The organism is Zhongshania sp., assembly GCF_041623545.1.
In the GTDB taxonomy this organism is placed as follows: Bacteria; Pseudomonadota; Gammaproteobacteria; order Pseudomonadales; family Spongiibacteraceae; genus Spongiibacter.
In genome coordinates this window covers 1-8,575 of record NZ_JBFJWS010000127.1, presented here as the reverse complement: position 1 = coordinate 8,575, position 8,575 = coordinate 1, and the positions used below count along the sequence as shown (strand labels likewise).

The following is an 8,575-nucleotide window of genomic DNA, read 5'->3' as shown; positions in this document are numbered from 1 at the left end:
GCGCCGCGCCGTGTTTGGGGTGGGTCTGGCGCAGGTCGCGCTCAGTGGACTTTTAATCGGGGGGGTAGCGTACTTCAGTTTTGACCAGCCGGTGCGGACGGCCATTGTTCTAGGCTTAGGCTTGGCGCTGTCGTCTACCGCCTTCGGCTTGCAAATTTTAGCCGAGCGTAAGCAACTGGGTAGTCCTCACGGGCGCTTGGCTTTTGCTATTTTGCTATTTCAGGATATCGCGGCGATCCCCCTGATTGCGCTAGTACCCTTGCTTAGCGGCAATATTGGCGGGGATGGTGCCGAGACCGGCACGTCGGTAGTGCGGATACTGCTGTGTATTGCTGCGGTGGTGATCGGTGGTCGCTATTTATTGAGACCGGTGTTCCGCATGGTGGCCCGCACTGGTTTGCAAGACGTGTCCACCGCAACCGCCTTGCTGGTGGTCATTGGCACGGCTTGGTTGATGGAGTTGGCTGGGGTGTCGATGGCATTGGGGGCATTCTTAGCTGGCTTGTTGTTGGCGGACTCAGAATACCGCCACGAGCTGGAATCTCAGATAGAACCCTTCAAGGGACTTTTGCTTGGCTTGTTTTTTATCAGTGTTGGGATGACCGCCGATGTGCATCTCTTATTGCAAGCGCCCTTAACCGTGCTGGGCTTAAGTGTTCTATTGATGATGTTAAAACTGCCTATATTGGCTTTAGTTGGTAAAACACTGGGTGGCCTGGATCGTAGCAGTGCCTTGAAATTAGGTATTGTCTTGGCCTCGGGTGGAGAGTTTGCCTTTGTCATTTTTCAAATAGCCCGCCAGCAACAATTGTTTAGTGCCGAGCTCCACAGCTTGCTGATCTTGGCCATCACGGTGTCGATGGCGCTGACACCGTTCTTGATTATTCTTATTGCCAAGGTATTACAGCCTAAAGCGCAGAGCCAAGCGGTACCGCCGGAATACGAAGAAATCGACAGCGATGAGCCTAGGGTTGTGATCATTGGTATGGGGCGTATGGGCCAAATCGTAGCGCGAATTCTGCGCGCGCAGCGCGTGCCCTTTGTCGCTTTAGACTTGTCGGTAGACACCATTGAGCTGTCCCGCAGTATCGACAGCATGCCGGTGTTTTATGGTGACCCCCTGCGCCCAGAGATATTGCGCGCGGTGGATGCCGATAAGGCCGAGTATTTTGTCTTGGCAGCGGATGACCCGGAAACCAATATTAAAATTACCGAGTTGGTCAGCCGCTTGTATCCCCATATTAAATTTATTGCGCGGGCGAGAAGCCGATTTCACGTTCATCGCTTAATTGAGTTGGGCGCTACACCCATTCGAGAAACCTTCCATTCCAGCCTGGAAATGAGCCGCTTAACCTTGATGGGTTTAGGTCTAAGTGAGGAGCGTGCGCAGGCGCGAATTAGCCGTTTTCAGCAGCATGATGAGGAGTTGTTAACTGAGCAGCATAAGGTATTTAATGACCGGGAGGCACTCATCCAGAGTGCCCGAGACGCTCACGATGAATTACAGGCCTTGTTTGACGCGGATGTTATTGAAGAGCGTGGTCTTTGATTAGCGATCCGTTTTTCTACCTCTGTGCGATACCGGCCATTCTCATTTTTGGCATGGCCAAAGGTGGCTTTGGTGGCGGTATCGCGGTGGTGTCAGTGCCGTTGATGAGCTTGGCAATATCCCCGGTACAAGCTGCGGCAATTTTACTGCCGATACTGCTGGTCATGGATGCGGTCGCCTTGTGGAGTTTTCGGGGGCAGTGGGACAGAGCTAATTTAAAAATTATTTTGCCTGGAGCCATGGTCGGTATTTTGCTTGGCAGTATGGGGTTTCGCTACTTGTCCGAGGACATGATTCGGATTTTAATTGGCGTGATCGCCGTGGCCTTTTGTCTGAATTATTGGTTTAAGCCTGCGGCGCAGACTCAGCGTGGACCGGACAAACTGCGCGGAAGTATTTGGGGTGCGGTTGCCGGTTTTACTAGCTTTGGTATTCATGCCGGCGGCCCGCCAATCAATATTTATTTACTTCCCCAGCGCTTAGAAAAATCCTTACTAATGGGCACCATGGCCATATTTTTCGCGGTGGTGAATGTGGTCAAGCTAATACCCTATAGTCTACAAGGTAGCTTTGATCACACCAATTTACTGACCGCCGCGATTTTGATGCCAGTGGCGCCGGTCGGGGTACGACTTGGTTTTTATTTACTACATAAGGTGAGTGAGGTAAGTATTTATCGAATCTGCTATTTCTTTTTGTTTGTGGTGGGCGTGAAACTGCTGATAGATGGTGGGCGCGGCGTACTCGTCTAAGTGCTTTTTACTTTGGCGGAATGGCGTAGGTGCCGGTCGCGTGTGCGACGGGATTCGCATCGTGCTCGGAGTAGAGAGTGACTTCGCCAATAATAAGTAAGCGACCAACTTTAAGTAATTTGCAGACCCCAATAATATCGCTGTCAGCATTGGGTTTACGCAGAAAATTGATGTTTAAATTGGTGGTTACCGCAAGTGGTACAATGCCAATCTCACCAAGAATAGCTGCGTACAGACCGAGGTCGGCAGTTGTCATGAGTACAGGTCCCGATACCGTGCCGCCGGGTCTGAGTGCACTGTTGTCGACTTTATAGCGAACGACTGCTGATTTGTCGCCAATATCATCGACGGTGCAGGGGCTTTGAGGGAATTCGCGGGTTAGAAACGCAATAATTTCTTGTTTTGTAGCCACGTCTACTCCATTTAATAAGGGTGGTATTTGTTGGTTGCGATATTGTTGGCGCTAATAGACGTCGTGTGCAGATTTCTTATCGTTTAGTTCTTTTTCTAGTGCGGATACTACTCCGCGAAATTCCTGCCAATTTTTTTCATTCAAACCCGCAAGGTCGCGGTGAGCATTTAAAATCATTTCTGCTGTTTCGACGTCAGAGGCAAAATTTTCGGGCAAGTCGTTTTCGTTAATAGCCAGCTGTGGCTTTTGCTTAAGAATAACAAAAATGTCACTGAAACCGGCGGTGTCTAAGGTGCGCGTAATGTCTGGGTTGGTAGTGAAAATGGCCGTTTTATGCTTAAAGTGAGTGCTAATATGATTGCTGATTTTGGCAAGTAGGCCGAGCCCAGTGCTATCGATACTACTGGCATCGGTGAGGTCGATTAATACATTTTTAATTTTCCCTCGAGAAAATGCGCTATCTAATAAGGCATTTAAGGGCCCGCACTGCGTATAGCGTACTTCATCACAGAAATGCAGTATCAGCGTATTGTCAGTTTCTGCATAGCGAATCATGTCGAGCTACCTTTTTAGCAGTAGAAACGTAATGTCGTCGGGTAAGTCGCTGGCGCCAGCGGGGATGCCCAGTTTTTCAATTAGATCATCGAGATTTAGCTCTGTGGTGTCAACCATTGCCAGTAGTGCTGCTTCTTTTTCAAGAAGGCTCTGGTGGGGCATAATTTCAAAAATACCGTCAGAGATGAGAAGTAGCGCGAATTTTTCACTGAGTTGGCAATCGTGGCGCGGGTAATTTGCTTGATTAAACAGGCCCGCTGGCGGGCTTTTATAGCCCTCGTATCGCGCGCTGCCGTGTTCAAAAAGAATGGCATGAGGGAAGTGCCCAGCACTACTATAACTTAGCTGATTTTCTTTTAGGGCGATCACGCCATAAAACATCGCGACATGTTTGTGAAGGCCGCCCTCGAGAAATAGGTTGTTCAGTCTGCTCAGGGTTTGCTCTGGGTCAAGCAGTACCTTGTCGCGTTGTTGCCAGCAGTCGTTCAAAAAACGCGTCATGGTGTTTTTCAATATGACGGTAACTAAGGCAGAGGGGATACCATGTCCCGCCACATCGGCGAGGTAAAACCCGATATGATTGTCGTCGATACTAAAATAATCGACAAAGTCGCCACTTAAGGTTGATGAGGAAAGCAGTCGATAAAAAAGCTGGAGTTGATCAAACCGCGCGCCATTCTCTGGCAATAATTGAAATTGCAGTTCTCGGCCTGCTTGTTCATCGGCGCTCATGTGTTCTAACGCTTGGTGCAGTTTTACGTTTGCCGCTTCGAGATTACGCTGATATTCTCGGTTTTCCTGTATGAGTCTGGCGCGCTCCAAGCAGCGTTGCATAGCACGCTCCAGCATTTCCATGTCGGCAATCGGTTTGGTGACGTAGTCCCAAGCGCCAAGTTTTAATGACTGAATAACATCACTCATTTCGCCCTGGCCAGAAACCATAATGACAGGGATATTCGGGAATTCAGTGGCCATTACTTCGAGCACTTGCAGGCCATCCATATTCGGCATGCGTAAATCGCAAAGCATAATTTCTGGTGGTTTTTTGCGGCAGTGATTAATGGCGACGAGACCGTCTTCCGCTTGTGAAACATGGTAGCCACTGTCCTCTAGCCATGCGGCAAGTGACTCGCGCACGGCGAGATCGTCGTCGACCACGAGTAAGCGGGTTTTTGCATCGTTCATTGTTGACGATCCTTAGCGCGGGTTGCGCGCTCTTTTATTGCACTTGCCAATATGTGCATATCGGCGAGGGGCTTCATGAAAATATCGCCGTCGCTTAAGCCAATAGCTCTTAGCTCCGGGGGTAGTGCATAGTTTGTTGACCCGGTGTGAATAATGAATGGCAGTTGCGGCGCCAATTGATGTATGGCCTGAATCGCTTGGTTGCCATCTATTCCCGGTAGCCGCATATCCATAATACAAACGTCAAATTTTGCTAAATCAGCCGCCAATGCTAGTGCTAGTTCAGCGGTGGCCGCGGTTTCGACTTGCATTCCCTCGTCTTCTAAAAACGCCGCGATATTAATGCAGACGGCCAGTTCATCGTCGACGATTAAAACTCGAATTGGCATTAGCTATTCTCCTGCTGAATCGGTAAGCGGAGCGAGAAGCAGCAGCCGTGGCCAGGCGTAGATTTAACGCTCAGTGTGCCATGATGTTGTTCGCTAACAATAAAATAAGATACCGATAATCCCAGGCCAGTGCCGACGCCCACTTCCTTGGTAGTAAAAAACGGTTCGAAAACGCGCTTGCGAACATCTTCTGTCATGCCCGGGCCATTGTCAGCAATATCAATGCGTACAAAATTACCTTCGCGACGAGTGCGCAGGAAAATTTTCTGTGTTTTGTCGGTATTGGCTTCGCTCGTCATGGCCTGCGCCGCATTGCGTAGTAAATTTAAAATAACTTGTTGAATTTCATTTTTATCGCAACTCAGTCTTAGGCCTTCGCTATAGTCGCGATGTATTTGAATGCGTTTAAAATCATAACTTTGTTTTAGATCGTAATCGCTGGTTGCAAGGCGAAGGCTGGCGTCCAGTAGCTCGCCGGGCTCAACGGTCTCGAAGTGCAATATACTGCGGCGGCTGAAGGCGAGCATATCGGTCACAATTTTTGCGGCGCGGCTACCCGCTTCGTGGATGTGATTAACGAATTCAAAAATCTGTCTAGTTTCCAAGTAGCGCTGCATGTCTTCAAAATTTATTCCGAGTGCCTCCGCTTGTTCTCGATTTTTTTTGAGTTCGGGGCTGAGGCGCCGGCGCAGGTTTTGCGCGCCTTGCAAAATCGCGCCTAGGGGGTTGTTAATTTCATGGGCCATGCCAGCGGCAAGCCCGCCTACTGAGAGCATCTTTTCGGTTTGTACCATCATTTCCTCTAGGCGTACGCGGTCGCTAACATCGTCGACACGAATGACGGCGCCAGGTGAACTCTTAGTGGTTAGTGGGTAGATGATGATGTCGATGAAGTGGTTTTCGTCGCCGACCTCGACAGCTAGGCGCTCGCTACGATGTGGGCGCTGCGTATTGATGGCGGCCTGGATATGTTCGATATGCGCGCTGAGCATAGGCAGTACGTCTACAACTTGCAGGCCAATAGCGCCGCTCGCAGAGACACCGGTTTGGCTGGCGGCAGTGGCATTCCATTGCGTTATTTTTGTGTCGGCGTCTACCCCAACCAGCATTGATGGCATTGAGTCGATAATGTTTTGCAGATACTGACGTAAATCCCTGCCTTCAGCTTCCGCTGCTATTTGGCGGCTAATATCCTGCATTTGAATAACCAGCATCAAAGCGTTGCCATCGCGATCGTGGATGATGCCGCCTTGGGTCGCGGCGATTGTAACGTCGCCGTTTTTACAGCGATAGCGTGCGGTGCGCTCATAGTGCGTGATTTGGCCGGCGCGCATTTTCGTCAGCGTGGTTTTGGTGTGGGGCCAGTCGGTGGTCGATATAAATTCTTCGAGGGGGTGACCTATCATTTCGTCGCGAGCATAGCCTAATTGTTTGCATTGGCTAGCGTTGACGTCAATAAGTTGATTGTTGAGATCGACGATAGCGATGCCAATTGGCGCATTTTCAAAAGTAAGGCGCAGGTATTCTTCGCGTTCGCGCAGTGCTTGCTCATCGGCTTTGCGTTGAGTGATATCTTCTAATAAGCCCAATAGTAATTTTGGTGCGTTGTGCTCGTCTCTAACCAGCGCCATACGTTGATAGCCATATAAGTTAGTGCCATCTTTTTTGTGGTATTGGCCTTCGGCGGCGAAGGACTCAATGTCGCCACTCTTCAATTTGTTTTGCAGCTTGAGTAAGTGTTCTTGATCGCCGTTGCTAAATAGTTGCTGTAAGTTCATTAGTCGAAATTCGTCCCTCTGGTAGCCGAATAGATCGCAGCAGTAAGGGTTGGCATTAAATATATTGCCATCGAGGTCGAGTACGCCGATGGCAATTGGCGCTTGTTCGAATATCAGCCTTAGTAATTTTTCATTTTCGCGCAAGCCCTCTTCAACTTGATGAAAGGGGGCGGTATCAATTGCGATACTGATTAAGGCCTGAGCCTTGCCGTGGTGGTCCAGAAGGGGAATGCGTATTGTAAAGAAAACAAAATTTACGTCGTTGATTTTTACGCTGTCTTCGCTGCAGCTGATGCGACCGCTGGCAAGGGCGATTTGGTCTTGGCTGGACAGGCTTTCTACGGCGGTGGCGGTAAATAGTTCGGCATTGGTTTTGCCGAGTATTGCGCTTTCATCGCAGTCGAGCGCGCTTGCATAGGCTTGGTTGATGCGAGTGTAGCGGCCCTCCCGATCTTTTATGGCGAGTAGCATCGGCGCGGCCGCAAACTCTAAGCTAGACCACGAGGCCCAGAGTCGCTCGCCGCGGTTTTGCCAATTCTCTATTTGCCAAATAAGGCGGCGATGGCTGAAGTAGGTGAGGGCAAGGATTTGGATGCTAAACGTGAGTATCAGGATTGCATTTAATCCAGTGGTGGAGATTGATGTCCTTGCTTGCAGTAGCGGTTGAGCGCCGATAAACCAGAATAGTAGGGTCAGTGCGCTCAAGCCGGCAAGGATTGCCGCCTGCGGCATAATGGCGGGCTCGCGGTGTTTTTCAGCAGTCTTTAACACTGTGCCCCCTGTCTTGCCGCCGATTGCGCTTTCTTCGTGCCGAGGCTTCGGCAGACCGTTGCTGTATTGGATAGTGTAGACCAGGATTCTGCCGCTAGAGCGGCTGCTGGATCTTTACTCTCCGCCAGGAATAGTGAATTACTGTGTTGCCTTATTCCCGTGGCAGCTATACTTAACAAGATAATCACGAGAAATATTGAGGATGTATGGCTAGCCGTAAAAAGCCCATAGTATGGAGTATCGCCGGTTCAGACTCTGGCGGCGGTGCTGGAATTCAGGCTGATCTTGCCACCTTTCACGATTTTGGCGTTCATGGCTGCACTGTTGTTACTGCGATCACCGCACAAAATAGTTTCGCCCTTGGTCATGTATCGGTTACCCCGCGGCGCACTTTGGCTGCGCAAATAAATGCGCTCGACAGTGATTTGCAAGCGGATGTCATAAAGCTGGGTATGCTCGCCGACGACGGTGTGGTCACGATGGTGGCCAAGTATCTGGCGTCCTATATTGGCTTTGTTGTGTGCGACCCGGTAATGGTGTCGAGTTCCGGAGGCGAATTAAGCAGCACAAGCCTTAGTGAGTGCCTGATTGAGAAGCTGTTACCGCGTTGCGATTTGCTGACCCCCAATTTGGGTGAGGCCGAGGCAATACTAAACCGAGAGATTGCGGGTTTAGAGGAAGTAGAGCGGGCGGCGGCAGATATTGTGGCGTTGGGCGCGCGCTCGGTGTTAATCAAAGGTGGTCACCTTAGCGCTCGTAATAACGAGCGCCACGACTACTGGAGCGATGGTGTTGACGGCTTTTGGCTCAGCGGTGCCAATGTCGACACCTTCAATACCCACGGCACTGGCTGCAGCTTGTCCTCGGCTATTGCGGCAGGATTAGCGCGGGGCTACGCCTTGCCAGATGCACTGGTAATCGCTAAAGCCTACGTCAGTCAGGGGCTGAGGATGGGGGTGCAGCTAGGTGGTGGGCCAGGTCCGGTGGCGCATGTTGGCTGGCCCCAGCAATTGATTGATTTCCCAAGTTTGCGTCGGCGACTGCCGGCAGATGGGCCGCGTCCAAGTTTCCCCTCATGTGATGGGGAGCTTGGCTTGTACCCTGTCGTGGACAGTGCAGATTGGATTGAGCGCTTGCTGGCTTGTGGGGTAAAAACGATTCAGCTGCGGGTTAAAGACCTTGAG

The 8,575-nt window shown here is 50.5% G+C and carries 8 protein-coding genes; 3 read left to right on the top strand and 5 right to left on the bottom strand.

Annotation, left to right across the window (positions count from 1 at the left end):
* Together ABYT30_RS11855 and ABYT30_RS11850 are read left to right on the top strand one after the other, a co-directional pair.
* On the top strand, positions 1–1,549 hold a 1,549-nt coding region (locus tag ABYT30_RS11855; protein WP_373096643.1), incomplete at its 5' end, for a cation:proton antiporter.
* Positions 1,546–2,301 (top strand): sulfite exporter TauE/SafE family protein, encoded by a 756-nt coding sequence (locus ABYT30_RS11850; protein WP_373081823.1) that lies wholly within the window; start codon positions 1,546–1,548, stop codon positions 2,299–2,301. The genes ABYT30_RS11855 and ABYT30_RS11850, both read left to right, overlap by 4 nt.
* A 7-nt stretch (positions 2,302–2,308) precedes the next feature.
* Here ABYT30_RS11850 and ABYT30_RS11845 read toward each other — a convergent pair whose 3' ends face one another.
* From ABYT30_RS11845 to ABYT30_RS11825, 5 genes are read right to left on the bottom strand one after another with little or no spacing between them, the layout of a single operon-like run.
* Entirely contained in the window at positions 2,309–2,713 is a 405-nt protein-coding gene (locus tag ABYT30_RS11845; protein WP_373096641.1) for a PaaI family thioesterase, read from the bottom strand.
* A gap of 51 nt (positions 2,714–2,764) precedes the next feature.
* Positions 2,765–3,268: an STAS domain-containing protein gene (locus tag ABYT30_RS11840; RefSeq protein WP_373081818.1), complete on the bottom strand. Its 504-nt coding sequence runs from the start codon at positions 3,266–3,268 to the stop codon at positions 2,765–2,767.
* 6 nt (positions 3,269–3,274) lie between these two features.
* On the bottom strand, positions 3,275–4,453 hold the full coding sequence (locus tag ABYT30_RS11835; RefSeq protein ID WP_373081815.1) for a SpoIIE family protein phosphatase: 1,179 nt from the start codon (positions 4,451–4,453) through the stop codon (positions 3,275–3,277).
* Complete coding sequence (locus tag ABYT30_RS11830; RefSeq protein WP_373081812.1) at positions 4,450–4,842, bottom strand: response regulator; 393 nt, start codon at positions 4,840–4,842, stop codon at positions 4,450–4,452. Before ABYT30_RS11830 ends, ABYT30_RS11835 begins: the two co-directional genes overlap by 4 nt.
* The gene (locus ABYT30_RS11825) at positions 4,842–7,391 is read right to left on the bottom strand and encodes a PAS domain S-box protein (protein ID WP_373096639.1); all 2,550 of its coding nucleotides are present in this window, start codon (positions 7,389–7,391) and stop codon (positions 4,842–4,844) included. The genes ABYT30_RS11830 and ABYT30_RS11825 overlap by 1 nt, the downstream gene beginning before the upstream one ends.
* 206 nt (positions 7,392–7,597) lie before the next feature.
* Between ABYT30_RS11825 and thiD the strand changes: the two genes are divergently transcribed.
* On the top strand, positions 7,598–8,575 hold a 978-nt coding region (thiD, locus tag ABYT30_RS11820), incomplete at its 3' end, for a bifunctional hydroxymethylpyrimidine kinase/phosphomethylpyrimidine kinase (RefSeq protein ID WP_373096637.1).